The 25,328-nt window shown below is 54.9% G+C and carries 17 protein-coding genes; 5 read left to right on the plus strand and 12 right to left on the minus strand.

Annotation, left to right across the window (positions count from 1 at the left end; translation table 11 throughout):
* Positions 1-409: 409 nt before the first annotated feature.
* The 4 genes from pssA to LC093_RS14605 form a co-directional block, all read right to left on the minus strand.
* Positions 410-1,309: a CDP-diacylglycerol--serine O-phosphatidyltransferase gene (gene pssA / locus LC093_RS14590; protein ID WP_226666256.1), complete on the minus strand. Its 900-nt coding sequence runs from the start codon at positions 1,307-1,309 to the stop codon at positions 410-412.
* Positions 1,310-1,422: 113 nt separating this feature from the next.
* Positions 1,423-2,448: a ketol-acid reductoisomerase gene (gene ilvC / locus LC093_RS14595; protein ID WP_226666259.1), complete on the minus strand. Its 1,026-nt coding sequence runs from the start codon at positions 2,446-2,448 to the stop codon at positions 1,423-1,425.
* 72 nt (positions 2,449-2,520) lie between these two features.
* The gene (gene ilvN / locus LC093_RS14600) at positions 2,521-3,012 is read right to left on the minus strand and encodes an acetolactate synthase small subunit (RefSeq protein ID WP_226666273.1); all 492 of its coding nucleotides are present in this window, start codon (positions 3,010-3,012) and stop codon (positions 2,521-2,523) included.
* Positions 3,013-3,027: 15 nt separating this feature from the next.
* Complete coding sequence (locus LC093_RS14605) at positions 3,028-4,764, minus strand: acetolactate synthase 3 large subunit (RefSeq protein ID WP_226666828.1); 1,737 nt, start codon at positions 4,762-4,764, stop codon at positions 3,028-3,030.
* 528 nt (positions 4,765-5,292) lie between these two features.
* Here LC093_RS14605 and LC093_RS14610 point away from each other — a divergent pair.
* Positions 5,293-5,763, plus strand: a complete 471-nt coding sequence (locus LC093_RS14610) for a DUF4124 domain-containing protein (protein WP_226666275.1) — start codon at positions 5,293-5,295, stop codon at positions 5,761-5,763.
* Positions 5,764-5,838: 75 nt separating this feature from the next.
* On the opposite strand, the gene LC093_RS14615 is transcribed toward LC093_RS14610, so the two are convergent.
* The 5 genes from LC093_RS14615 to rluD all read right to left on the minus strand — a co-directional run bounded on the left by LC093_RS14615 (position 5,839) and on the right by rluD (position 14,780).
* Complete coding sequence (locus tag LC093_RS14615; RefSeq protein WP_226666277.1) at positions 5,839-8,940, minus strand: efflux RND transporter permease subunit; 3,102 nt, start codon at positions 8,938-8,940, stop codon at positions 5,839-5,841.
* A gap of 52 nt (positions 8,941-8,992) precedes the next feature.
* Positions 8,993-10,150, minus strand: coding sequence for an efflux RND transporter periplasmic adaptor subunit (locus tag LC093_RS14620; RefSeq protein WP_226666278.1), 1,158 nt, complete (start codon positions 10,148-10,150; stop codon positions 8,993-8,995).
* 52 nt (positions 10,151-10,202) lie between these two features.
* Positions 10,203-12,809 carry an ATP-dependent chaperone ClpB gene (gene clpB / locus LC093_RS14625; RefSeq protein ID WP_226666280.1) on the minus strand — a complete coding sequence of 869 codons (2,607 nt, stop codon included), beginning with the start codon at positions 12,807-12,809 and terminating at the stop codon, positions 10,203-10,205.
* 219 nt (positions 12,810-13,028) lie between these two features.
* On the minus strand, positions 13,029-13,790 hold the full coding sequence (pgeF, locus tag LC093_RS14630; protein ID WP_226666282.1) for a peptidoglycan editing factor PgeF: 762 nt from the start codon (positions 13,788-13,790) through the stop codon (positions 13,029-13,031).
* 36 nt (positions 13,791-13,826) lie between these two features.
* On the minus strand, positions 13,827-14,780 hold the full coding sequence (gene rluD / locus LC093_RS14635) for a 23S rRNA pseudouridine(1911/1915/1917) synthase RluD (protein ID WP_226666284.1): 954 nt from the start codon (positions 14,778-14,780) through the stop codon (positions 13,827-13,829).
* Positions 14,781-14,907: 127 nt separating this feature from the next.
* Here rluD and LC093_RS14640 point away from each other — a divergent pair, with 127 nt between their 5' ends.
* On the plus strand, positions 14,908-15,837 hold the full coding sequence (locus LC093_RS14640) for an outer membrane protein assembly factor BamD (RefSeq protein ID WP_226666287.1): 930 nt from the start codon (positions 14,908-14,910) through the stop codon (positions 15,835-15,837).
* 86 nt (positions 15,838-15,923) lie between these two features.
* Here LC093_RS14640 and LC093_RS14645 read toward each other — a convergent pair whose 3' ends face one another.
* Positions 15,924-17,552: an NAD+ synthase gene (locus tag LC093_RS14645; RefSeq protein ID WP_226666289.1), complete on the minus strand. Its 1,629-nt coding sequence runs from the start codon at positions 17,550-17,552 to the stop codon at positions 15,924-15,926.
* Between the two features lie 94 nt (positions 17,553-17,646).
* Here LC093_RS14645 and LC093_RS14650 point away from each other — a divergent pair, with 94 nt between their 5' ends.
* From LC093_RS14650 to LC093_RS14660, 3 genes are all read left to right on the plus strand, one after another.
* Complete coding sequence (locus LC093_RS14650; RefSeq protein ID WP_226666291.1) at positions 17,647-19,305, plus strand: sensor histidine kinase; 1,659 nt, start codon at positions 17,647-17,649, stop codon at positions 19,303-19,305.
* Positions 19,306-19,350: 45 nt separating this feature from the next.
* A complete protein-coding gene (locus tag LC093_RS14655; RefSeq protein ID WP_226666292.1) occupies positions 19,351-20,748 on the plus strand; it encodes a sigma-54-dependent transcriptional regulator in 1,398 nt (465 codons plus the stop codon).
* Positions 20,749-20,846: 98 nt separating this feature from the next.
* The gene (locus LC093_RS14660) at positions 20,847-21,413 is read left to right on the plus strand and encodes a GspH/FimT family protein (RefSeq protein WP_226666295.1); all 567 of its coding nucleotides are present in this window, start codon (positions 20,847-20,849) and stop codon (positions 21,411-21,413) included.
* Here the strand turns inward: LC093_RS14660 and LC093_RS14665 are convergent, their stop codons facing one another.
* A complete protein-coding gene (locus LC093_RS14665) occupies positions 21,414-21,869 on the minus strand; it encodes a type IV pilin protein (protein WP_319004934.1) in 456 nt (151 codons plus the stop codon).
* Between the two features lie 59 nt (positions 21,870-21,928).
* Positions 21,929-25,312, minus strand: coding sequence for a PilC/PilY family type IV pilus protein (locus LC093_RS14675; protein WP_226666297.1), 3,384 nt, complete (start codon positions 25,310-25,312; stop codon positions 21,929-21,931).
* Positions 25,313-25,328 lie beyond the last annotated feature (16 nt).

Genomic DNA, 25,328 nt, shown 5'->3' on the forward strand with positions numbered 1-25,328 from the left:
CCTGATGGGCTGCCGGAGCCCCGGTCGACTTCACGTTGCCGCCTGGCGACCCCGTCGAAGTGGCGCGCATTATAGCGAGCTTTCCGACCTTGGCAAGCTGCTTTTTTAAAATTTTCACAGAACAAAAGTCTTTGAAAATCAATAGCTTACTCACCTCCCACCACTGTCTCAGCAGCGATGAGGGCGCGAACTATACGTCCCTGCCTGGCCCACGGCAAGCACTTTTTCAAGAAAGTCACAAAAGTCTTTACTGCCGCAATTTCAGATTACTTCAGGTTCAAGTCTGGATACCTGAAGAATCATCAGCGGATCCCTTAAGGGTAGTATCAGCAGCGTAAAGTGCCAAACAATGGAAGGGGAAATATGAGGAACAACCGGTCAGCGAGGACCACTGACCGGTGTTAAGAAGTCAGTCTTTATCGCGCTCGGTATTCTCAGTGTTTACCGCGCTGTCAACAGTCTCGCTTGGCGCGACCGAACCAGCCCCGATCGCAGTTTTGCGCTCCCGAACGCGCCGCCAAACCCAATAAAGCGGACCGGAAAAGGTATATATCACTGCGAGAACCAAAAGCACCCTGGGGGGATCGATAGTCACCAGGCTAAAGACCAGAATGATCGCCAGCATCATGACAAAGGGAACACGGCCTTTGAAATCCAGCTTCTTGAAACTGCTGTAGTGGAAGTTGGACACCATCAACAAACCCGCAGCAACAGTAACCAGCGCTGCGACGATACCCAGCCCCGCGCCAACTTCGATTTCATGCCCAGCCCACACCATACTCGCGACGATCGCGGCGGCGGTCGGACTTGCCAGTCCGATGAACACGCCCTTGTCGACAGTATCTACCTGGGTATTAAAGCGGGCCAGGCGCAGGGCGGCGCATGCGGCATACAGGAACGCTGCCGCCCAGCCGAGCTTGCCCAATGGACCCAATCCCCAATTGAACACAACCAGCGCAGGAGCCAGGCCGAACGAGACCATATCTGACAGGGAGTCGTACTGAACCCCAAACGCACTCTGGGTATCCGTCAAACGGGCCACTCGCCCATCCAGGCCATCGAGAATCATTGCGGCAAAAATAGCAATCGCCGCCGCCTCGAAGTTGCCATTCATCCCCGCAATGATGGCGTAGAAGCCACTGAACAGTGCACCGGTTGTAATCAGGTTGGGCAGCAGGTACACGCCTTTCGCCCTAACTTTTTTACCGCTGGCCGAGACTTCCTCTTCGATATGCTCATCCACCGGCAGGCGAATCTCTTCATCAGTACGCGGGCTTTCAGCTGCCGGCGCGTCCTTTTTGTCGCTCATATAAGCTCCGTATCAGGTTGTTATGCCAGCGAGTGTACAGTGGGCGCAAGGCAAAAAAAAAGCGGCGGGGTTCTGCTTTCGCAAAACCCCGCCGCTTTTATCCTAGATCCGAATCAGCTGTTGCCTTCGGTCTTGTCGATGATTTTGTTTGCCTTGATCCAGGGCATCATCGCACGCAGCTTGGCACCAACCTCTTCAATCTGGTGTTCGCTGCCGATACGACGCTCTGCTTTCAGGCGAGGCTGACCAGCAAGGGATTCCAGCATGAAGTCCTTGGCGAACTTACCAGTCTGAATATCCTTCAGAACACGCTTCATTTCCGCTTTGGTTTCTTCAGTGACTACACGCGGACCGGTTACATAATCGCCATACTCAGCAGTATTGGAGATAGAGTAGCGCATATCGGCGATACCGCCCTGATACATCAGGTCCACGATCAGCTTCAGCTCGTGCAAGCATTCAAAGTACGCCATTTCCGGCGCATAGCCTGCTTCCACCAGGGTTTCGAAGCCCGCCTGAACCAGTGCGGACACACCACCACACAGAACTGCCTGCTCACCGAACAGATCCGTCTCGGTCTCTTCACGGAAGTTGGTTTCAATGATACCGGAGCGGCCACCACCGTTTGCGGAAGCATAAGACAGCGCCAGCTCTTTCGCGTTACCGGAAGCATTTTGGTACACCGCGATCAGGGTAGGCACACCGCCGCCTTCCAGATAGGTGGAACGCACAGTGTGGCCTGGTCCCTTGGGCGCGATCATAATCACGTCAACATTTTCAGGGGGCTCGATCAGCTCAAAGTGCACATTAAAGCCGTGGGCGAACGCCAGTGCGGCGCCCGCTTTCAGGTTCGGCGCTACCTGGTCGCGGTATACCGCAGCCTGGTACTCGTCCGGGGTCAGAATCATAACGACATCAGCGTCTTTCACTGCGTCGGTTACTTCAGCAACGCGCAGGCCGGCTTTTTCGGCTTTGGCCCAGGAAGCGGAACCCTTGCGCAGGCCGACAACAACATTGCTCACGCCGGAATCTTTCAGGTTGTTGGCATGGGCATGTCCCTGGGAGCCGTAACCGATGATGGCAACGGTCTTGGATTTGATCAGGGAAAGGTCACAGTCTTTATCGTAATAAACGTGCATAACTTACTTCCTACGTATGTGTGCTCAATTAAGTATTTGCCACCGTGAGAGCGGCGATTGATTCATTGCCTATCAGACACTGAGTACTTTTTCACCCCGGGCGATACCGGATACCCCTGAACGGACCACCTCCATAATGGTGTGCTCGCCCAGTGCCTGTAAGAAAGCGTCCAGTTTTTCACTGGTACCTGACACCTGTACGGTGTACATATTGCTGGTGACGTCGACAATCTGGCCGCGGAAGATGTCAACACTGCGTTTGACCTCATCCCGCTGGGCACCAGTTGCGCGCACCTTCACCAACAGGAGCTCGCGCTCGATATGTGAACCTTCGGTAAGGTCCACCAGTTTGACCACATCGATCAGCTTGTTCAGATTCTTGGTGATCTGTTCAATCTTGTGGTCATCCCCGATGGTCGTCAGTGTCAGGCGCGACAGGGTCGCATCCTCGGTCGGCGCTACCGTAAGGCTCTCAATGTTGTAGCCCCGCTGGGAAAACAGGCCAACCACTCGCGACAACGCACCGGGCTCGTTCTCCATCAGAACTGAAATGATTCTGCGCATTGTATTTACCTCCCTTTACGTCCGTTCCGTCTTGCTCAGCCACATATCCCGCATGGAGCCATTCGGCATGACCTGCATGGGATACACGTGCTCGGACGGGTCGACATAAACATCGATAAATACGGTGCGATCCTTGATCGCAAACGCTTCTTCGAGCTTGCCGTGAAGCTCGTCGCGATGCTCAATCTTCATACCCAGGTGCCCGTATGCCTCAGCCAGCTTGATGAAGTCCGGAAGCGACTCTTCATACACGCTGTTGGACAAACGTCCTTCGTACTGCATTTCCTGCCACTGCTTCACCATGCCGAGCGCCTGGTTATTGAGGCACAGAATTTTTACCGGCAAGTGATACTGGGTCGCCGTGGACAACTCCTGAATACACATCTGGATACTGCCCTCGCCAGTCACACAGACCACCTCGGCCTCCGGGTGCGCCATTTTCACCCCCAGAGCGGCCGGCAGGCCAAACCCCATGGTGCCGAGGCCACCGGAATTGATCCAACGGCGAGGCTTGTCGAACAGGTAGTACTGAGCAGTAAACATCTGGTGCTGCCCCACATCGGAGGTCACATAAGCATCCCCCTTGGTGATCTCATGCACGGCCCGGATAACTTCCTGCGGCATAATCATGTCGCCGTCGGTACGGAAACGCGGTGCGGTGTAGAGACCGTGGCGCTCACGCCAATCGTCGATCTGTCGCCACCAGTCCACAATCGCGGACTGATCCGGCATCTCATCTGCAGATTTCAGCATTTCCAGCATGTCACTCAGGACAGACTGGACGGTGCCCACAATTGGCACATCCGCGGTAATGGTTTTGGAGATGGAAGCCGGGTCCACATCGATGTGGATAACCTTGGCGCTCGGACAGAATTTGTCCGGGGTATTGGTAACTCGGTCATCAAAGCGAGCGCCCACCGCGAGAATCACATCCGCATGGTGCATCGCCGTATTGGCCTCAAAGGTTCCGTGCATACCGAGCATGCCGAGGAAGCGCTTGTCTGTCCCCGGGTAAGCGCCGAGCCCCATCAGGGTGTTGGTCACTGGATAGTTCAGGCGCTGAGCCAACTCGGTCAGAAGTGCGGAGCCATCACCCTGGACAACACCACCACCGGCGTAGATCACCGGGCGCTTGGCCGACAGCAATAAAGCCACGGCTTTACGGATCTGCCCGGTATGCCCCTTGCCAGCAGGCGTGTAGGAACGCATGCGCAACTTTTCCGGGAACTTGTACGGGAAGCGGTCAACCGGGTTGGTTACATCCTTGGGGACATCAATAACGACCGGGCCGGGGCGGCCGGTAGAAGCAATGTAAAACGCTTTCTTGACGACTTCAGGAATTTCCTCGGCGTTCTTGACCAGAAAACTGTGTTTCACGATTGGCCGGGAACAGCCCACCATGTCCGTTTCCTGGAACGCGTCTTCGCCGATTTTATCGGTGGGTACCTGCCCGGAAATCACCACCATAGGAATCGAGTCCATGTAAGCGGTGGCAATGCCGGTAATCGCGTTGGTCGCACCGGGACCGGAAGTCACCAGTACTACACCTGTCTTGCCCGTAGCACGCGCGTAACCGTCTGCAGCGTGGGTTGCACCCTGCTCGTGACGCACCAGAACATGCTTGATACCCTTCTGTCGAAAGATGGCATCGTAAATATGAAGCGCCGAACCGCCGGGATAACCGAATATCAGGTCTACCCCTTCATCCTGCAGCGCGCGAACCAACATATCGCCGCCGGAGAGTAATTCCACTTGAGCCCCCTCAATATCTTCCATTTTTAGGATCCGCATCATCCTATAACCACAAATCAGCCACGCGACGCGAAAGCCAGACGGCGATTCTAAAGGAAAAGCGAGATAAATATCAGCCTTTAACGCAGATTTCGTCCGTTTTTTAGGATAACTTCACGGTGACAGCAAACTGCGCGGATCCCGGCCGACAACCGGGCCGATTCCAGGGATCCAAGGCCTCCAGATGGGGAGGGCCTCCTCGACAGGAGTGGGCGGGCGGATGGCCCACCGGAGAGAGACAGCGACCCGCAGGGTGTTGCGGGGATATCTACTTAGCCGAGTGAAGGGCAAATTGTGCAGCTTGTACCCGGAGTGTCAATAGTCTGGGCAGTCACATACTTCTATTCCCGGCATAAACAAAAGATTTATCCGGTATGCCCGTACAAATTGTTAACTGGGTTGCTAGATCCCTACCTTCCACCGTTACAATGCCAGTACGGCAGCGTCCGCCAACAAATAGAAGAATCACGACAACACAAGGTAGTTCCCATGCGCATCCTGTTCGCAACCCTGATTCTGGGGCTTGGCCTAGCGGCATCCACCCATGCAGATGGCATTTACCGGTGGGTGGATGAAAATGGCGTGGTGCACTTTGGCTCACAACCGCCCAAGGCAAAGCAGGTCGAAGTTATCAAGGAACCCAAGTCTGCGCGCTACAAACAGTGGCAACAGGCACAGGATGCACTGGTCGAACAGAAACAAGTCTCGACTGACAGCCAGGTAGAGAAAGCCCCGGCGCCTGCAGCAAAAAGTGAAGAGCAGCAACAGTCGGAGCAAAACCGGGCTGAGTTGGCAGCCCAGGCTCAGCGCTGCGCCAGTGCCCAGCAGCGCTTACAGGAACTGCACAGCCACCCCCGCATACGGGAAGTCGATGCCAACGGAAACTACCGGATGCTGCCGGAAGAAGAGCGCCAACAACGTATTCAGCAAGCCAAGCAGGTTATACAAGACAACTGCTGATACCGGAAAGCGCGAAGGTCCGTACGATCTTCGCGCTCCACCACTCCCCTCTAAATCATTCTCTACATCCGCCCGCTACACTCCACCTCCCTTCTCCACAGGCTTCCGGGTAGTAGCCTGATCCGTAGCTGCCGCGTAGTCCCGCCCGAGATACAGATACATCGCCGGAACCACGAACAAAGTAAACAATGTGCCGATCGTCATACCGGTGGCGACGACCAACCCCATGGCAAAGCGCGCTCCCCCCCCAGGGCCAGCCGCAACCAACAGGGGAACCATCGCCAGGACCAGGGAGGCGGTGGTCATTAGAATTGGGCGCAACCGGATAGAAGCGGCTTCCTCGATCGCCTCGCGCTTACTCCTCCCCTGCAGTTGCAACTGATTGGCAAACTCCACGATCAGGATACCGTGCTTGGAAATCACACCAATCAATGTAACCAACCCTACCTGGGTGTAAATATTCAAAGTGGTGAGGCCAAGACTGACGAAGATCATCGCCCCACAAACACTCATCGGTACCGTAATCAGCATAATCAGTGGATCACGCCAGGATTCGAACTGCGCGGCCAGTACCAGGTAAATAATGATCAAGGCAAAAAAGAAAGTCAGGACCAGCTCCGAGCCTTCGTTTTTAAATTGCCGCGACTGGCCCGAGTAATCCGTTGAGTATTCACGTGGCAGTACTTCGCCGGCCGCAGACTCGAGTACGCTGAGCGCTTCCCCGAGGGTGATTCCCGGGCGCGGAACCCCGGATATAGTGACGGCATTCAATTGCTGGAAGCGTTTCAATTGCTGCGGCTCCACGGATTCCCGAATCCGTACCAGGGTGGAGAGCGGCACCAGGTTGCCATCGCCGGCACGAATGTAGTACTGCTCAAGCTGATCGCCGGTCAAGCGCTCAACCCGCTCCACCTGTGGAATGACTTTGTAACTACGGTTTTCCAGGGAAAAGCGGTTGGTGTAGGCACCCGACAACATGGCCCCTAGCTCGCGGGCGAGATCGGCCATATTCACACCGATGGACGCGGCCTTGTCACGATCAATCACCACCGACAAACGGGGCTTATCGAGTTTCAGGTCAGAATCGAGAAAAATAAATTTCTTGCTGGCAAGCGCGCGCCCCATGATCTCCGCAGAAAAACCCGCAAGGTTGACCAGAGGCTCAGTAGAGCCGATCACAAACTCCACCGGCAAACGTCCACCGACGGTAGGCAGACTGGGTGGTACCACGGTTGCCACTTTTAATCCGGCAATTTGCGCAACCTCGCCGGCAATCAGCTGCTGCATCTCCTGGGTACTTTTGTCCCTATGCGTCCAGGAAGAAAGTACGAAGCCCGCGATTGCGCTGTTGGTGCTATTGCCAGCACCGCCCACACCATTCAGCAGGAAGAGGTTCTCCACTTCAGGATGGCGATCCTTGATAGCGTTGATCTGATTGGTGTACTGCTCCACGTAATCGATCGTGGCAAAGGAGTCCGCACTGGCAATACCCAACACGAAGCCGCGGTCCTCTTTCGGCTCAAGTTCGGAAGGCGAAGATACAAAAAGGAAGTAGCAGCTTGCCAATACAATCAAACCGAACACCAGGATCACCAGACGCTCATCCAGGGCACCGTGCAACCAGCGTCGATAGCCAGACTGCATCCCGTCGAGGCGTCGCTGCAGCCAGACTTCAAATCGATTGCCGCGCTCGCCATCACGGGCCCGCAAAACTTTGGCAGCCATCATCGGTGACAGGGTCAGTGCGACTACGCCCGATAGTAATACCGCGCCAGCCAGTGAAAAGGCGAACTCGATAAACAATGTGCCTGTCAGACCACCGAGAAAACCGATGGGCAGATATACCGCTATCAACGTGGTGGTCATCGCGACCACCGGCCACGCCAGCTCGCGCGCCCCCTTGATCGCGGCATCCAGTGGCGACATCCCCTCTTCAATATGCCGGTGTACGTTTTCCAGCACGATGATCGCGTCATCCACCACGATGCCGATGGCCAGCACCATCGCCAACAGGGTCAACAAATTGATGGTGAAGCCCATCAACAACATCAGGAACAAGGCTCCCACCAGAGAGAGCGGAACTGCTATTGCCGGAATGATCACACTGCGCAGGGAACCGAGAAACAGGTAGATCACCACGATCACGATCACGACCGCTTCCGCGATGGTTTTCACCACTTCGTCAATGGAGTCCTGGATATACTCGGTGCTGTCATAGGGTATTTCTCCCAGCATGCCCTCCGGCAGCTGTGGGAAAATTTCATTGCTCAACAGGTCCCGCACGTCGGCAATCACATCCAGCGCATTGGCATCCGGCGCGACTTCGACCGCGACGAAGGTTGCCGAGCGTCCATTGAAGGTCACCGAGGTATCGTAAGATTCGGATCCCAGTTCAACCTCGGCGACATCCTGCAGGCGTACAAGCTGATCACCATCGGCACGGACCACCAGCTCCCGGAACTGCTGCTCAGAGGCAATATCCGTATCTGCACGGATATCCATCGCCACCCGCGTGCCCTTGGTACTTCCCACCGCAGCCAATACATTGTTCTGGCGCAGGGCGCTGCTGACATCCCCCGGCGTAACTCCCAGCGCAGCCATTTCCGCAGGCTTGAGCCAGATGCGCATGGCAAAAGTACGATTGCCGAGTAACTCTGCCCGCTGAACCCCCGCCACGGTAGATAGCTTGGGTTGCACGACCCGGGTGATGTAATCGGTGATCTGGTTGTTATCGAGCAGGTCGGAGGAAAAGGACAGGTACATAGCTGCGATAGTTTCACCTATCGCCAGATCGACGGTTGGATCCTCGGATTCCACAGGCAGATCGCTGCGCAGCTTGTTCACTTTGGCCACGACCTGTGTGAGCACTTCATTGGGATCGTAGTCCAGACGCACATACGCCTGAATTACCGAAATTCCCTGCACTGTGGTTGATACCAGATAATCCAGGCCATCCGCGCTGGCAATTTCCTGCTCCAGCGGCGTGGTAATAAAACCCTGTACCAGATCCGCGTCAGCACCGACGTATACAGTACTGACGGTGATTACTGCATTTTCAAGTTCGGGGTACTGACGCACGTTCAGCTCGACCGCGGAACGCAGCCCGAGCAGAAATATGAACAGGCTGACCACGCTGGCCAGCACCGGCTTGCGAATAAAGATTTCGGTAAAGTTCACGCAGACATCCCTGTCAGCATTGCCCACCAGGCCTGGATTCCGATTCGAGCGGCTAACTGTTATCCGGTTGCGGATTCTTTTGCTGGGGTGGCGGGTTTTCATTGTTGACGATAACGGCGCCTTCATTGCGCAGTTTCAACAATCCGCTGGTCGCCACCAGCTCACCGCCCTTGAGCCCCTCGACAATTTCGATCAGATCCCCACGCTCTTCACCGGTTTTTACAAACCGTTTCATGGCGATCAATTCAGGCGCTTTCGCCGGGTCGGAGCCGGCGGCCGGTTTTTGGATCACAAACACTGCATTGCCGTAGGGCGCAAAGCTGATTGCCGTTCGCGGTACTACCAATACATCGCGGGACTTCTCCACCTTTACCACCACGTCGGCAAACATCCCCGGGCGCAACCGTAGCTCGGCATTCTCAAGGGTCGCCTGTAACAGAAAGGTGCGATTGCGAGGATCGATGGCAGGATTAATCGCGGTGATGCGACCATCAAATTGCTGCCCGGGAATGGCAGGTGGAGAGGTCATGATCGACATACCTTCCCGCACGCGGGAAAAGTCCTGCTCCGACAACGAAAAGTCTACGTAAATCGGGTGCAGCTGCTGCAGGGAAACCACCGCATCCCCCGGCGCGACATTCTGGCCGAGATCTACCTGGCGAATTCCCAACTGCCCGGAAAACGGTGCGTGAATACTGCGCTCACTGATGGTGGCATGCTGCACCGCAAGGTTCGCGATGACCTGATCTAGAGTGGCCTGGGCGCGATCCAGTTCCTGCAGGGTTGCCACGCCTTTTTTATACAGGGCGGAAATGCGTTTGAAGTCCCGCTCGGCGAGTCGCCGCTCGGCTTCCAGTACCTGAACCTGGGCCGTTTGCGGCGCGGCGGTGAGCTCCATCAGCAGGTCCCCTTTTTTGACCTGCTGACCGGATTCAAAATAGATCGCCTTGACCTCACCCTGGGCCTGGGTGGTGACATCCACACCATTCACTGCGCGCAGACTGCCCACAGCACTGAGAATGACCTGCCAGCGCTGACGCTCAGCAGGCGCTGAGGTAATCGTGGCGGGCGGCAGGGACATGTTGTCGAACACTTTGTTCATCATGTACTTGCCGAACATCTTGAAACCGAAAATACCGCCGAATACCAGCAGGCAGCCCAGCAGCATCCACAGCATGCGCCGGTTAAATATCTGCCTTGCCAGTGTCATACATCAGTTCCATTGATCTCCGCACGTCCGTGTGCAAGATTCGCTAATCCAGCTATTTGTGGAAAACGGCTTTATCGCCTTCCAACGCCGCGTGAATGGTATCTCCGGGGACGAACTTTCCAGAAAGCACATCCTGTGCCAGCGGATTTTCCAGCCACATCTGTATCGCGCGCTTAAGCGGGCGCGCGCCATAGACCGGGTCGAAACCAACATCGGCCAGTTTGTTCAGCAGTGGCTCTGCCACCTCCAGCTTCAGGTCCCGGTCCGCCAGGCGTTTGCGCAGGTTCTGCAGCTGGATTTCCGCGATAGAGCGCACTTCGGCACGATTCAGCGGGTGGAATACCACCACTTCATCAATGCGGTTTATAAACTCCGGTCGGAAGTGCTGCCCTACTACATCCATAACAGCCGCTTTCATCTGCCGATAGTGAATTTCGCTATCCACCTCGTCGTCATCGCGGGCACTGGCGTACTTCTGGATCAGGTCCGAACCCAGGTTGGAGGTCATCACCACCACCGTGTTGCGGAAGTCCACTGTGCGTCCCTGCCCATCGGTCAGGCGACCGTCCTCGAGCACCTGCAGCAGAATATTGAATACATCCGGGTGCGCTTTCTCGACCTCGTCCAGCAACAGGACCGAATAGGGCTTGCGGCGCACCGCTTCGGTCAGGTAGCCGCCCTCTTCGTAGCCGACATAGCCGGGGGGCGCGCCGATCAGTCGGGCAACGGAGTGCTTCTCCATAAATTCCGACATATCGATACGCACCATGGCGTCTTCGGTATCAAACAGGAACTGCGCCAGCGCTTTGCACAATTCAGTTTTGCCCACACCGGTAGGGCCGAGAAACAGGAAAGAACCGTTGGGACGATTGGGATCCGCGAGTCCGGCGCGGGAACGCCGCACCGCATTGGCCACCGCCTCGACCGCTTCGTGCTGGCCGATCACACGGTCGTGCAGGGCGCCTTCCATTTTCAGCAATTTTTCCCGCTCGCCTTCGAGCATTTTGGACACAGGAATGCCGGTCCAGCGGGAAACCACTTCCGCCACCTCCTCGTCGGTGACGCGGTTGCGCAATAGCTGGTTGTCACTGGTGTCCTGACTTTCCGATGCCAGTTTGAGCTGCTCTTCCAGCTGCGGAATCACCCCGTACTGCAGTTCCGACATCCGGGTCAGGTCACCGGCCCGACGCGCCGCGTCCATATCCAGTTTGGCCTGCTCCAGCTTGTTTTTGACATCAGCACTGCCGGCGAGCTTGGCCTTTTCCGCCTTCCAGATTTCTTCCAGATCGGCATATTCTTTTTCGATCTTGTCGATATCCTCTTCCAGCTTGTCCAGACGCTTTTTCGCCGCTTCATCGTCCTTGTCTTTCTTTACTGCTTCACGCTCGATCTTGAGCTGGATCAGGCGACGTTCAAGCTTGTCCATCTCTTCCGGCTTGGAATCGATTTCCATGCGGATCCGGCTGGCGGCTTCATCGATCAGGTCGATGGCCTTGTCCGGTAACTGGCGGTCGGTAATGTAACGCTGGGAAAGCTTGGTGGCGGCGATAATCGCCGAGTCGGTGATATCCACACCGTGGTGCACCTCGTAGCGCTCTTTGAGGCCCCGCAGGATCGCAATCGTATCTTCCTCGCTGGGCTCATCCACCAGCACCTTTTGGAAGCGGCGTTCCAACGCTGCATCTTTCTCGATATATTTGCGGTATTCATCCAGCGTGGTGGCGCCCACGCAGTGCAATTCACCGCGGGCCAGCGCGGGCTTCAACATATTGCCCGCATCCATAGCACCTTCGGCCTTGCCGGCACCGACCATGGTGTGCAACTCATCAATAAACAGAATAACGCGGCCTTCCTGCTTGGAAAGCTCGTTCAATACCGCTTTCAGTCGCTCTTCAAATTCACCGCGGAACTTGGCTCCCGCGAGTAATGAGCCGAGATCCAGAGACAGCAATCGCTTGTCCTTCAGGCCCTCAGGTACCTCACCGTTCACAATACGCTGGGCCAAGCCCTCGACAATGGCGGTCTTGCCCACGCCGGGCTCACCGATCAGTACCGGGTTATTCTTGGTGCGACGCTGCAGTACCTGGATAGTCCGGCGAATTTCATCGTCGCGGCCGATCACTGGATCCAGCTTGCCCGACTCTGCGCGCGCAGTGAGATCCATAGTGTATTTGTCCAGCGCCTGGCGGGCTTCTTCGGCCTGCGGGTCGTTGACCTTTTCATCCCCACGAATCTTGGTGATCGCATCTTGCAGGTGTTTCAGGTCACCGTGTGCGTTAAGAATCTTGGAAACTTCACCGGCTGCCGGATCAAATGCGGCCAGCAATACGGTTTCACTGGCAATAAAGCTGTCGCCATTTTTCTGCGCTTTTTTATCCGCGAGATTGAACAGCCGCATCAGCTCTTGCGACATGCCTACGTCACCGGTAGGCGTACTGACGGTGGGCAGGTTATCGAGGCGCTTGGCGAGATCGTTACGCAGGCCGTTGATATTGAATCCGGCCTGGGAGAGAAACGCAGACGTGCTGCCATTGGACTGATCCAGCAGAGCCTGCAGTAAATGTTCCGGGTAAATCTGGTTGTGGTCACGACCCACAGCAATGGATTGCGCGTCAGCAATGGCGGCTTGCAGCGGGTTGGTCATCCGATCTATACGCATTATTTATTACCCTCTCCTGATCATTGGCGCGCCGGAAGGGAATATAGGCGACGCGCGGTAACGCAATGACGAATACAGTCTAGTGCTGTTCCGTAATTTGCGGGCGGAAGGAGGGTTTTCAATACCCCCTCGAAAAGAAGGGGTATTTAATCGAATCCGGGAAGGTGGGAAGAAACCACCTGGGAAGGTTTCAGGTCCTGCTGGCAGGAGGCCACAGGATCATTCAAACCAGATAAGAGAGGCCATACGACCAGTGTCGCCATCACGCCGGAAGGAAAAGAACTCTGATTCTTCGGTGACCGTACAACGGTCACCGCCATAGATTTCCGTAACACCCAGCTCGCTGAGCTCCGCGCGCCCCAGTGCATAGATATCGGCGAGGAAGTGCAATGGCTTTTTAGAATGAGGTACAAAGCATTTGGCAATCGCCTCCGCATGATCCTCACTCATCGTCGACTCAAACGCCGCCTCCAACACATCCACCCCACACTCGAATGTCTGTGGACCAATCGCCGGACCAAGCCACACCAGTAGATCCTTCGGTGCGCTCTGCATCGCATTGATCGTTTCCCGGATCACCCCTCCGGTAAGACCGCGCCAGCCGGCGTGAATCGCGGCAACTTCGGTACCCGCACGATTGCTGATCAGCAGAGGCAGGCAATCGGCAGTCAGCACCGCACACACCACACCGGTCTCAGTGGTAAAGCTGGCATCCGCGGTACGCACTATGCCATCGGCTTGCGCGACCACGGCCTTGTCACTGTGAATCTGCTCCAGCCACTGTGGTGTATTCGGCAAGTTCAATTCATCCGCCAGCTGCGCCCGATTGGCGGCAACGGCTTCCGGATCGTCGCCCACATGATCGGCAAGATTGAATGCGGCATAAGCGCCCTTGCTATGACCATCTTTACGCAGGGTAAAGAATGCGCGCACATTGGCCGGTACGGGCCAGTCAGGTATCAGAAAGTGTTCGGCAGCCATATCGTGTCCTGTTATCGGGAAGATGCCCGGATTCGATCAATCATTGTCGTCCCGCAGCAGCTGAATGAGTTGCAGCATATCCTCAGGCATTGGCGCCGACCAGTGCATCGGCTCGCCAGTCACAGGATGGTACAGCGCCAGCTCCGCGGCATGCAGGGCCTGACGGGGAAACTGTTGCAGCGCTGTAATCAACTCCGGGTAGGCGCCGGGCGGCAGCTTGCTGCGACCACCATAAAGCGGGTCACCCACCAGTGGATGGCGAATATGCGCCATGTGTACTCGAATCTGGTGTGTACGCCCGGTCTCGAGCTGACAGCGAACCAGAGTCTGCGCACGGAAGCGCTCCTGTAGCCGGTAGTGAGTGATTGCTTCCTTACCACCAAAATCCAGCACGGCCATTTTCAGGCGATTGGTACGATGCCGACCAATGGGCGCTTCTACCGTACCGCCACCACTGAGGGTGCCCTGAACAATGGCATCGTACTGGCGATTGACCGTCCGCTCTTTGAGCTGATCGACCAGGTCCACCTGCGCCGGCAGGGTCTTGGCAACCACCATCAAGCCTGTGGTGTCCTTATCCAGCCGGTGGACGATACCCGCGCGGGGAATATTCTGCTGCCCGGGGCAATGTGCCAGCAGGCCGTTCAATAATGTGCCGTCCGGATTGCCCGCGGCGGGGTGTACCACCAGATCGGCGGGCTTGTTGATCACCAGCAGGTGGTCATCTTCGTAAACGATGTCCAGGTTCATGTCCTGGGGCTGCCACTCTCCCTGGGGTTCCAGCTCGGCGCGCAACTGGAGCTGCTCGCCGCCAAACAGCTTGTCTTTTGGCTTGCCGGTGCGCCCGTCAACGGTGAGTTGGCCTCCCTTGATCCACCCCTGCAGGCGGGCGCGGGAATAGTCAGGGATCAAATCCGCTGCGATCTGGTCAAACCTCTGGCCAGCACACTCTGCGGGCACTTGGATATCGATATGTATTTGATTGCTCATCAGACGCGGTCTAATACTTTGGGCTGGACTGGCACTATGGTTAAATAGCTGCCCTTCAGCCCCCGGTGAATTTAAAAGGGCGGCTAGTTTAATAAGGTTGAGACAAATAATGATAGAGCGAGGCGCTATGCAGGCCTGGAAAACTCTGTGGCTGGCATTGCTGGCAGTACTGATGACGGCCTGTGCCAGTACGGACGAAGAGCAAGAAGGCCTGCCTTCAGGCAACCGGACCGAACAGGCATTTTACGAAGCGGCCCAGCGCCAGTTGAAATCCAGCCAATGGGAGCTGGCGATCAAGAACCTGCGAGCCCTGGAAGACAACTTCCCCTTCGGTAACTACGCCGAACAGGCGCAACTTGAGCTGATCTACGCGTATTATCGCGACTATCAGAACGATGCTGCGATATCTGCTGCGGATCGTTTTATCCGTCTGCACCCTCAGCATCGCAACGTGGATTACGCCTATTACATGAAGGGGCTGGCCTCCTTCACCGAGGGCAGCGGTCTGTTCGAGCGCTTTCTACCCACCGATATGACCCGCCGTGACCCGGGATCAGCACGCGAGTCATTCGCCTACTTTTCCCAGCTGATGGCGCGCTATCCGGACAGCCGCTACGCGCCGGATGCACAGAAGCGCATGATCCACCTGCGCAACCTGCTGGCGCGCTACGAGATCCACGTGGCCAATTACTACTTCAAGCGCGGCGCTTACCTGGCGGCAGCCAACCGCGGTCGCTTTGTGGTTGAGAACTTCCAGCAGACCCCGGCAGTACCGGATGCCCTGGCGGTCATGGTCCAGGCCTACCACCTGCTGGAAATGCCGCAGCTGGAAGCCAACTCCCTGGCCGTGTTGCGTACCAACTACCCGCACCACCCGGCCTTCGAAAAAGATGGCGCGTTTAACTACAAATACTATGCTGGCGCCAGTGACCGCAGCCTGATCCACTGGGCCACCCTGGGCCTGTTCGAGAAATCGGACCCCCGTGGATTCGACAGCCGCGAGCTGTACAACGCCGAATACCGCCCGGAAAGTGCACCTCTGCCTCCAGAGCTGTAAATATCGGCAAGGTGGTTTCAGACACAAAAAAGCCCCGCAGCGCGGGGCTTTTTTGTGTCTGACTGTAGAGCCTGCTAACGTTGCGATTACTCGCCGGCTTTCCAACCATTGGTAATTGGGTAGCGGCGATCTCGGCCAAAACCACGCTCGGATATCCGCACACCCACGGGTGCCTGGCGGCGCTTGTATTCATTGCGATCCACCAGCCGCACCACCCGCATAACAATCTCTTCATCAAAGCCCTGATCGATGATGTATGCCGCGCTGTGGTCGTGATCGATATACAGGCTCAGAATCTGGTCGAGAATTTCGTAGGGCGGCAAGCTGTCTGAGTCCACCTGATCCGGCGCCAGCTCAGCACTGGGCGGGCGGGTGATTACGGATTCCGGGATCACTTCCGAGATGGTGTTGCGGTAACGGGACAACTCAAACACCAGAACCTTGGGCACATCCTTGAGCGCGTTGTATCCGCCCACCATGTCGCCATAGAGAGTGGCGTAGCCCACTGACATCTCACTTTTGTTACCGGTGGTCAGCACCATAAAGCCTTTCTTGTTGGAAATGGCCATCAGTAGCATGCCACGGGATCGCGCCTGCAGATTTTCTTCCGTGGTATCCCGCTCGCTGCCGGCAAATTCGCTCTCCAGAGCCGCCATTGCCGCGTCAAAGATGCCCTCGATACTGATGACCCGATAGTGAATCCCCAGACGACGGGCTTGGTCCTCGGCGTCGTTTTTGGACAGATCCGAGGTATAGCGAAACGGCATCATCACCGCTTCAACGCGATCTGGTCCCAACGCATCCACGGCAATGGCCAGAGTCAGGGCCGAGTCGATACCACCGGAAAGCCCCAGCACCACGCCCTTGAAGCCATTTTTGTTCACATAATCGCGTACCCCGAGTACCAGCGCCTGATAGGTTGATGCCAACCCATCCAGTGGCTTGGCATCGCTGCCCTGTTCAAGGCGCACATCACCTTCTTCCGCAACTACGGTCACAGGCAGCAGGCTTTCGACAAACTCCGGGGCCCGCGCGCGCAGCTCACCGTTGGCGTCAACGGCAAAGGAACCACCGTCAAATACCAGTTCATCCTGGCCGCCAACAGAATTGACGTACACGATGGGCATATTGCCCGCCTGCGCCTGGCGTCCCAAGAGCGCCTGGCGCTGCTGGGCTTTGCCGCGGTGGAATGGCGACGCATTGATATTGAGCATCAGACGGGCACCGGCACGCTCTGCCTGCATCACAGGCTCCGGATGCCAGATGTCTTCACAGATGGTAATTGCGGTGGGGATACCCTTGATATCTACCACACAGGGTTGATCACCGGGCACGAAATAGCGCAACTCATCAAACACCTGGTAGTTCGGGAGCTTTTGTTTTGCGTACTCTGCCACCAGCTCGCCATCCTGAATCAGCCCCGCCATATTCAGCACGGTACCGGCGACTACGCGCGGATAGCCGACCAGAACAGCACAGGGCAGATCCGCCTGCTTGAGTTTTTCCAACGCACCATCGATACGCTTTTGCATGCTCGGACGCAACAGCAGGTCTTCTGGCGGGTAGCCGCACAGGGTCAACTCCGGAAACAACACCAGATCGGCCCCGTGCTCCCGGTGAGCACGCCGCGCGACCTCGACCACCTGGTCAGTATTCCCGGGGATATCCCCCACCAGCAGATTGATTTGCGCCAGCACTAGCTGCAAAGTAGACATCTTCATACCCCATTGAACTGAGGCGGCTATTGTAGCCGCGCCAGTCGGGTGCACAACTCCAGCACCACTAGACATCGTATAACGAGAATAAGTTTTGACCAGCGCGAGCCCAACCAAACCGGTGCTAGATACCCCGACGCAGCCACTCTCATCAACACCGGGCAACTTTGACCTTGGCGGCGGTAACCTGCACCTGCGCCAGAGAGATTTACTACGCATCTATGCGTGGTATCGGGTCGCCATCGCCCTGATCCTGCTCACACTGTTTACCAGTGGTGTCAGCCGCGGCACCGTCGGCACCCTGCTCCCCGCACTTTACCTGAACACCGCCATCACCTACTCGGTTCTCAACGTGCTGTGGCTGGTGTACCTGTTCGGTACAGGCTTCCACACTTCGCCCCGGCGTATCGGCAGTATCCTCGGTTGCGATGTCATCACCTTTTTGCTCCTGATCCAGGCCAGCGGCGGACTCGGCTCCGGCGTCGGTTACCTGCTGCTCACCACCTGCGCCGTAGGCTCCCTGTTGCTGGACCGGCGGATGGGCGCCTTTCTTGCAGCCATGGTCAGTATTGCGATTATCGGACAGCAGGTAACCGGGCTAATCCTCGGTACCGCCGAAACCCAGGATGTCGTCTCCGCAGGCAGCCTCGGCGTGCTGCTGTTTACATCGGTGAGCGCCCTGCAATACCTCTCCGGGCACATTCGACTCGCCAATCACAAAGCCGAACGGGTACGCCTGCAGGCCGCTCACCTGCAACGCCTGACCCAGCAGATTGTTGCGCAGATGGGCACCGGGGTTCTGGTGCTCGACAGAAACGACAAAATAGAGCTGGTCAATCGCGCAGCCCAGCAATTGCTGGGCGATCAGCGGCACGCGGGCGAACTCATCGAGCAAACACTGCGTTACGAGATCGACGCCTTACGCGACGACCCGGGTCAGAGACATCGATTGGCGCGCGGCGCGGGCAACAGCGAACTCAAACTGAGTCTGGCCAAAGTGCCTCCCGGCCCGGGCTCCAGCACATTGGTGTTTATTGAAGACAACCGCAAACTGACACAACAGGCACAACAGTTAAAACTCGCCTCCCTCGGCCGCCTCACCGGCTCCATTGCCCACGAAGTACGCAATCCCCTGGGCGCAATCAGCCATGCGGCACAGCTCCTCGCCGAGTCTGAGCAGATTTCCGACGAAGACCGGCAACTGACAGAAATCATCTGTCGCCACAGCCAGCGGGTGAACCAGATCATCGAAAATGTCATGCAGCTTTCCCGCCGCAAGGAAGCCAGCACACAACGCCTCGACTTGTGCCAATGGCTATCCCAGTTTATTGACGACTTTCACCGGGGGGCACCCGCGGACGCGCAAATCACCTTAACCCTGGGAAATGGCCCGGTCATGGCCCGTTTTTCACCGGATCAACTCGCGCAGATACTCACTAACCTTTGCAACAATGGACTTCATCACTCTATGTCTGCTACCGGCCGACGTGAAGTGGAACTGCGTGTACAGTATTTGTCCGAGCGGGGGTGCGCACAACTGGAAGTTCTTGATCGAGGACGCGGCGTTGCGGAGGAGCACAAAGACCAGATCTTTGAACCCTTTTTCACCACTGAGTCCAATGGCGCGGGCCTCGGACTGTATATTGCCCGGGAGCTCTGTGAAGCTATCCGCGCGAATATTTACTATTGCCGCAGCGACGACAAACGCAGCTGCTTCCGGGTAGAATTCGCCAATACCGAACAGATTTTCTAAACAGAATCGTGTTCATAATAATTCCAAAGTATCAACAATAAGCCCATGCCAGAACGCCACCCCCTAGCGCTGGTTGTCGACGACGAACCGGATATCTGCGAGCTCCTCACCATGACCCTGCGCCGCATGCATGTGCGTGCAGATGTCGCCATGTCGGTTGCGGAGGCCAGCCGACGACTGCAGGAAAAGCAGTACGATTTCTGCCTTACAGATATGAAGCTGCCGGATGGCGACGGTTTACAGCTAGTAGAAGAGATCCAGCAAAGAAGTCCGGATCGCGCACTACCGGTCGCCGTCATTACTGCCCACGGCAATATGGATACCGCTATCGCCGCACTTAAATTGGGAGCTTTTGATTTCGTCAGCAAACCAGTCAACCTGGGGCGCCTCAGAACGTTGACGCAGCTCGCACTCAAACTCAGGGCAGAACGTAAAGCGCCACCCGCCGATCTACCCCTTATCCTGCAGGGAGAATCCCCAGCTATTCAGGACCTGCGCACGCAAGTCAAAAAAGTAGCCCTAAGCGATGCGCCTATTCATGTGTATGGCGAAGCTGGATCTGGCAAAGAGCTAACCGCGCGCGCCATTCACTCCCTCAGCCCCCGATCCGAACGGCCATTTGTAACGTTCAATTGCCATGCCGCATCGCCAGCAAAGCTTGAAAAAGCCCTGTTCGGTAGCCAAGAAGTTGGGGAGCCCTGTATCGGGGTAATTGAGTCCGCGAATGGTGGCAGTTTATTTTTCGATAACGTCACCGCACTACCAGTAGAAACCCAGGCGAAGCTATTGCAAACCTTGCAAGAAAAATGCTTACGCCCACTAGGTTCTACCCAAGAAATTTCGCTCGACATTCGGATACTGAGCGCAAGTGATAAACTACTCGCTCGCGAAGTAGCCGCTGGGGACTTTCGCAGCGACCTCTACTACCGAATCAGCGTGATAGAGCTCACTGTACCGCCTCTTAGAAATCGTCCTGAAGACATTCCCCTACTAGCAAGAAGCACTATGCGAGAAATCGCCGCCCGTTCAGGATCACCTACGCCGAGGATTACGCAGGAAGCGCAAACAGCGCTGCAAGCCTATCCTTTCCCGGGAAACTTACCCCAGCTGAAGAATATTCTCGAACGGGCCTTCGCACTTTTCGACAACACTATCGTAAGGACCTCAGACCTCCAATTAGATCTGCTACATGCCTCTGAAGCCAGTCATGCGGAGGCATCCTCATATAACAAAACGCTCGTTCACAATATCTTGTTTCCCGCTGAAGCAGCTTGTGCGTCTCAAACCGGCTCACTCGATACTCACTTACAAGCCATTGAACGCCAAGCAATAGAAAAGGCACTCTGTGATACAGCAGGAAATAAAACTGCCGCTGCCGAGAAACTTGGGATCAGCTTTCGCTCTCTACGCTATCGGCTTAAAAAACTGGAAATGGAAGACTAGCCAAAACTGCTGGCACGCCAGTACTGCAAGCGGCTGTCATTGGCTTTCCTAATCAGGCTGTTATTCTGGTCGTCACTCAAGGATGAGGAGTATCGATTATGCGCCGCGCCAATGGATTCACGCTGCTCGAGTTTATTATTACAGCATCTATTCTCGCCATTCTAACAGCAATCGCCGCCGCACCGACGCGTAACCTTGTCCAACGTTATCGCAGTGAAATAAAAGCTCGGGAGCTCTTTGAAATTCTCACACTGATGCGCAGCCACGCATATGCTAAACGAAGGAAATATTCACTCTGCCCAAGTAGTGACAGCTACAATTGCGGTACAGACTGGGCGATGGGAGCTTTGCTGTTTGAAGATAAGGATGCAGACGGAACGAGGGATCAAGACGAAAGGGTAGAAAGGCTTTATTCCGGCGCCGAGCCAGGTGCAAGATTGACCTGGAACGGCTTCAATAACCAGGGCTATCTGATTTTTAACCCCGACGGCACCACCCCCGCCCAGAGTGGAAATTTCAAGTATTGCCCGCCAGGCGGCGACGCTAAATACGGCTGGATAATTGTTTTGAACGCCATCGGCCGACCTTACTTTGGCAAAGACAAGGATGGGGATGGCATTGCTGAAACAGGCGGCGGAGAAAACCTGAACTGTGACTACAATTGATTAATAGCAGGTTTTACTCCAACAGGCGTCTCCAGATGCAAAAGTACTACCTCCCGCACGAGCCCAGGCCTTCTCACCTGTGGATTGTAGCTGCAAATACCCATCGCCTGCCTGTCCATTCTTCGGCTGAGCTTGCAAAGTGTAGGACACCGCATCTGCCGCAGTTATACGAAGATTGTAGAATTTGGTACCGCCATCCAATGGTGCTTCCGTAGGAAAAATTGCAGGGGCTCCCGTCGTATTATTATTATCGGACCCAGCACCTACATAAGTACCATTCACAGTAAAGTGTTTCTCCATCGCCTGTGCCAAACCCATCAGAGCGCCCTGAGCATCAGCCCTACGTGCCTTTTTTACATGCTCCTGGTAAGACGGAATGGCAATACCAGCAAGTACTCCAATCACCGCAACGACAATCATTAACTCAATCAACGTAAAGCCACGTTGCTTTTTCATCCTGTATCTCTCTATATTCGAAGCCCAGGCCTCGGTAATATGAAGGACTGGGCAATCGATCAGTTTGGTGTCATTTCTTCCCAAGACAAACGCCCCTCGCGTTCGCCGCCGCCAATGTTAATATCCCGCTCGAGAATATCGCCATCACTCGTAGACGTATACTGTCGCTTTCCACCGAGGAACGCCGGAGCGTTAGGGATTGCAGTTACCTTTTGCCCAACATAGCCGATATCAGAGCTATTAATCGTGCCATCAAGATTGGCATCATAGACCGCTTCATCCGTCGGGGCCATGCCAGTGCCCACATCAACCGACATCAGCCAACCCTCACCATCGGCAGCACAGACTTGTCCGGTTGGGATCACTGTATTGAAAAACAATACATTTCTCAAAAGACTCGGCCGTGTTATCACCCGCTCACCACCATCAACGCCATTCCCCGTATTCAATCGCATATACCAACCTGCGTATTGTGACCAGTCTAATGGATCTCCCGTCGAAGTCCGATTCAGATTAATCACCTCATCACTGTCATCTAGGTCCTCTGTACCGATGGTCCGAGAGACCAAGTTCGATGCCGTCAGTCCATAAGTACCATTATCAGAAACCGCGTAAAAGCCCCCGGCACTCTGGACTTCCGTATCGGTTTCCGTCAAATACTGACCTGTGCCAAACGTCACCAGGAGGTTGGGCTGAGCACCCCCTTCATATGCAACATTCCGCGACACCAATGGTGCACCGGTAATCGGCTGCCCAGGCAATGAAATCAGTGGGGTCGCCTCGGTTATCGCAGCATCCCCCTCACCTGAGGTGGTCGTCACTACACCCCACATTTCAGGGTCCGTATTCTCGACATTAAATGCCCACATATTTCCGCGCAGGTCGCCGGCATAAATATGGTCAATCGTACCGTCGAGGTTTGCATCGACAATAGCAGGAGTGGACAGGCCATTTAAGTCATTCGTGCTACCAACAGAGGTCGTTAGGTATTTATACCCGGAGTTATCGAGATACACGATAAACAGTCCCGCATCCCCGGTCGAGCTGTTATAACCATTTCCGAAAATCGCGGCCCACTTCCCATTCGCCATACGGCCTATCTGCGGACGGCTGAATGTATAACCGAGATTATTATTCGAAGTATCGGTAAATTCCCACAATACTATAGAGCCAGCATTCGCGGCACTGAAGCTGGCCGGGTTGGTGATATCCAAGGCGAAATATCCCTTACCGCCACCACCAAGACCGCCAATCAACACGGTTTTCCAGCCACCACCATTCTCGAAATAGGCGTCACCGATCGTCGGCGTACCATCTACATAGTATTTATGGCGGTAAAGTTGCGAGCTCAGAGCATGCAATCCTTCATCCTGCTCGGTTTTTGCCAGGACTGCTGGCGCATACGCTATAAGCTCCTTGCCTTTATCCGGGGACAAACTATCGGTGTCAGCGTTGAAACCATGCAGAAACCCATCATTGGCCCCAACATAAACCATGGGTGTTCGATTTTGCTTACCAGCCCTGAATGCTGCATAACTGCTGGCCTCAGGAAAACTTGCCTGGTCCCACTTGGCCTCCGGCGCACCAATATAAACCGGGGTGGAATTTACAATATCCCCCAGGCGACTCCCCCGCCGACGAAATTGATTTAATGACAACCCTTCTTTTGATCTGTCACCGCGCAGGTACGCAACACGGTCAGCAGCCCGCTCGTCTGCCACGGATAGTCCAGAGGATGTATTGATATTGAGATCTGCTTCAGTAGAGCCATCACTATTATCAAAATTCAGTCCTGTGGTAGTAAATGCAACCCCGCCAACCCCTGGCACATAGGAAAGTATAGTTCGCTGATCTATATCAGTACTCTCTGCATCGAGTAAAGCACTAGCTTCCCAAGTTGAATTTTCTGAGATACTTCCATCCTGCGCTAGCGGAATGGCGAGGAGCTTCCCGCTCCAATCGCCGCTATCAAAACTGGCCGCATAAACTGTTGAATTAGCTTCTAGTGAAGTGGAGTTAAACGCAACAGAGCTGGAACTACCTGAGATTGCACGTACCCTATTTATAATCTGATTAAAGGTGACTTTTAGTTCTGTCGCGTCATTCGCACTATACACGTATGAACAGTCACCTCCACTACAGGCACTATCACCGACATGGTAGCCTGCACCAAAGTAGCCAGCATTAATCAATTCATCGCTATTATTGAGATTATTGTTGGCAAACCCAATCATGTAGCTGGTTATATTGTGTTTGACTGGGTCCTGATTTTCGTCCAAAAGATCTGGCCGTAAATCAAGGTCATACAGTGCCTTTACTACATCGTCCATCGATTCATTCCCGCCGGTTGTACAACCCTCCACCCCCTGACACGACGGGGAGTCATAATCGTCTAGCCGATCGGAAACACCATCATCACTGGTTGGATCACCATCAGTTAGCGCAACCATAAAGCTCTTCTGGCAGTAGTACTGAATAGCGCCACCTTCCACCGTGTCATCCGGCTGCGCCACATCCCCCCAAATAGGAGAACTCTCAAAAATTTCATTGCCGGCTACATCATCCGTCGTACCATTCTCAGTAAACTCTAAAGTTTCCTCATCGTATCCAGAAATAAAGTACCGCCCAACGTCCTCAAATGATTCTCCCAGAGGCGTACTACCACTAGCACCAATATTAGAAATAGCGCTAATGATAGCGGCTCTGGAATTACTATTAATACTGGTCAAGCCAGACACCATTTGCGCACCATGCGCATCACCAGAAGCATCAAACTGCATCAAACCGACACGAACATCTTCCAGCTCAGAAATCAGGTCCGATGCCGCAGTTTTCATAATATCCGTACGACGGATGTCTACTTTTGACCTGATCGTATTTTCACCGGACCTGAAAGCAGTCCTCTCATAGCCTCCAGCATCATTTGGCTGGGAAAAAAACCAATTTAAGAAATGACCACTTACCGAATTCTTCCTATATTCACCGTAAGATTCATTGTTGCCGGTAACAAAATAACCATTACTTTCATCTTTGGCGTATACCCAGGCTCGATAGTTCCCATCTTCATCGAAACAATTTGTACTACTATCCCATGTCCGCCAGTCATCCGAATTCCAAGCCTTAAATTCAACGTTTCCGTTTTCGACATCAACCCGGTAGTTCACTTCCCAGTTGTTAACGTTGTTTGGCTTGGTGATCCCGGACGTACAGCGATTTTCTCCATCCTCTGCATCGTAACCATTCGGGGGAAACATCGCTTGTCGCATGGATGCGGACGAGTCCAAAACAAACATAATATTCGGTTCAGCCGAGCCATTGGTAAATAGCGGAATATTAGACAGATTTCCGGGAGCGGCTGAAACACTGGTCGCGAGAGTTAGTAAAAACGCCGCACTCAATGCTCCAATAGGGAACTGATGACGATTTCTATTTGTCGATTTCATTTTTTATCTCTATTCA

Source organism: Microbulbifer aggregans (assembly GCF_020524005.1).
Classification (GTDB): Bacteria; Pseudomonadota; Gammaproteobacteria; order Pseudomonadales; family Cellvibrionaceae; genus Microbulbifer; species Microbulbifer aggregans_A.

What these genes read in the sequence shown, in the direction of transcription:
- pssA (WP_226666256.1), bottom strand. Translation starts at nt 1,309, where the DNA reads ATGAGCGACAAAAAGGACGCGCCGGCAGCTGAAAGCCCGCGTACTGAT.
- ilvC (WP_226666259.1), bottom strand. Translation starts at nt 2,448, where the DNA reads ATGCACGTTTATTACGATAAAGACTGTGACCTTTCCCTGATCAAATCC.
- ilvN (WP_226666273.1), bottom strand. Translation starts at nt 3,012, where the DNA reads ATGCGCAGAATCATTTCAGTTCTGATGGAGAACGAGCCCGGTGCGTTG.
- LC093_RS14610 (WP_226666275.1), top strand. Translation starts at nt 5,293, where the DNA reads ATGCGCATCCTGTTCGCAACCCTGATTCTGGGGCTTGGCCTAGCGGCA.
- LC093_RS14620 (WP_226666278.1), bottom strand. Translation starts at nt 10,150, where the DNA reads ATGACACTGGCAAGGCAGATATTTAACCGGCGCATGCTGTGGATGCTG.
- clpB (WP_226666280.1), bottom strand. Translation starts at nt 12,809, where the DNA reads ATGCGTATAGATCGGATGACCAACCCGCTGCAAGCCGCCATTGCTGAC.
- pgeF (WP_226666282.1), bottom strand. Translation starts at nt 13,790, where the DNA reads ATGGCTGCCGAACACTTTCTGATACCTGACTGGCCCGTACCGGCCAAT.
- rluD (WP_226666284.1), bottom strand. Translation starts at nt 14,780, where the DNA reads ATGAGCAATCAAATACATATCGATATCCAAGTGCCCGCAGAGTGTGCT.
- LC093_RS14640 (WP_226666287.1), top strand. Translation starts at nt 14,908, where the DNA reads ATGCAGGCCTGGAAAACTCTGTGGCTGGCATTGCTGGCAGTACTGATG.
- LC093_RS14645 (WP_226666289.1), bottom strand. Translation starts at nt 17,552, where the DNA reads ATGTCTACTTTGCAGCTAGTGCTGGCGCAAATCAATCTGCTGGTGGGG.
- LC093_RS14655 (WP_226666292.1), top strand. Translation starts at nt 19,351, where the DNA reads ATGCCAGAACGCCACCCCCTAGCGCTGGTTGTCGACGACGAACCGGAT.
- LC093_RS14660 (WP_226666295.1), top strand. Translation starts at nt 20,847, where the DNA reads ATGCGCCGCGCCAATGGATTCACGCTGCTCGAGTTTATTATTACAGCA.
- LC093_RS14665 (WP_319004934.1), bottom strand. Translation starts at nt 21,869, where the DNA reads ATGAAAAAGCAACGTGGCTTTACGTTGATTGAGTTAATGATTGTCGTT.
- LC093_RS14675 (WP_226666297.1), bottom strand. Translation starts at nt 25,312, where the DNA reads ATGAAATCGACAAATAGAAATCGTCATCAGTTCCCTATTGGAGCATTG.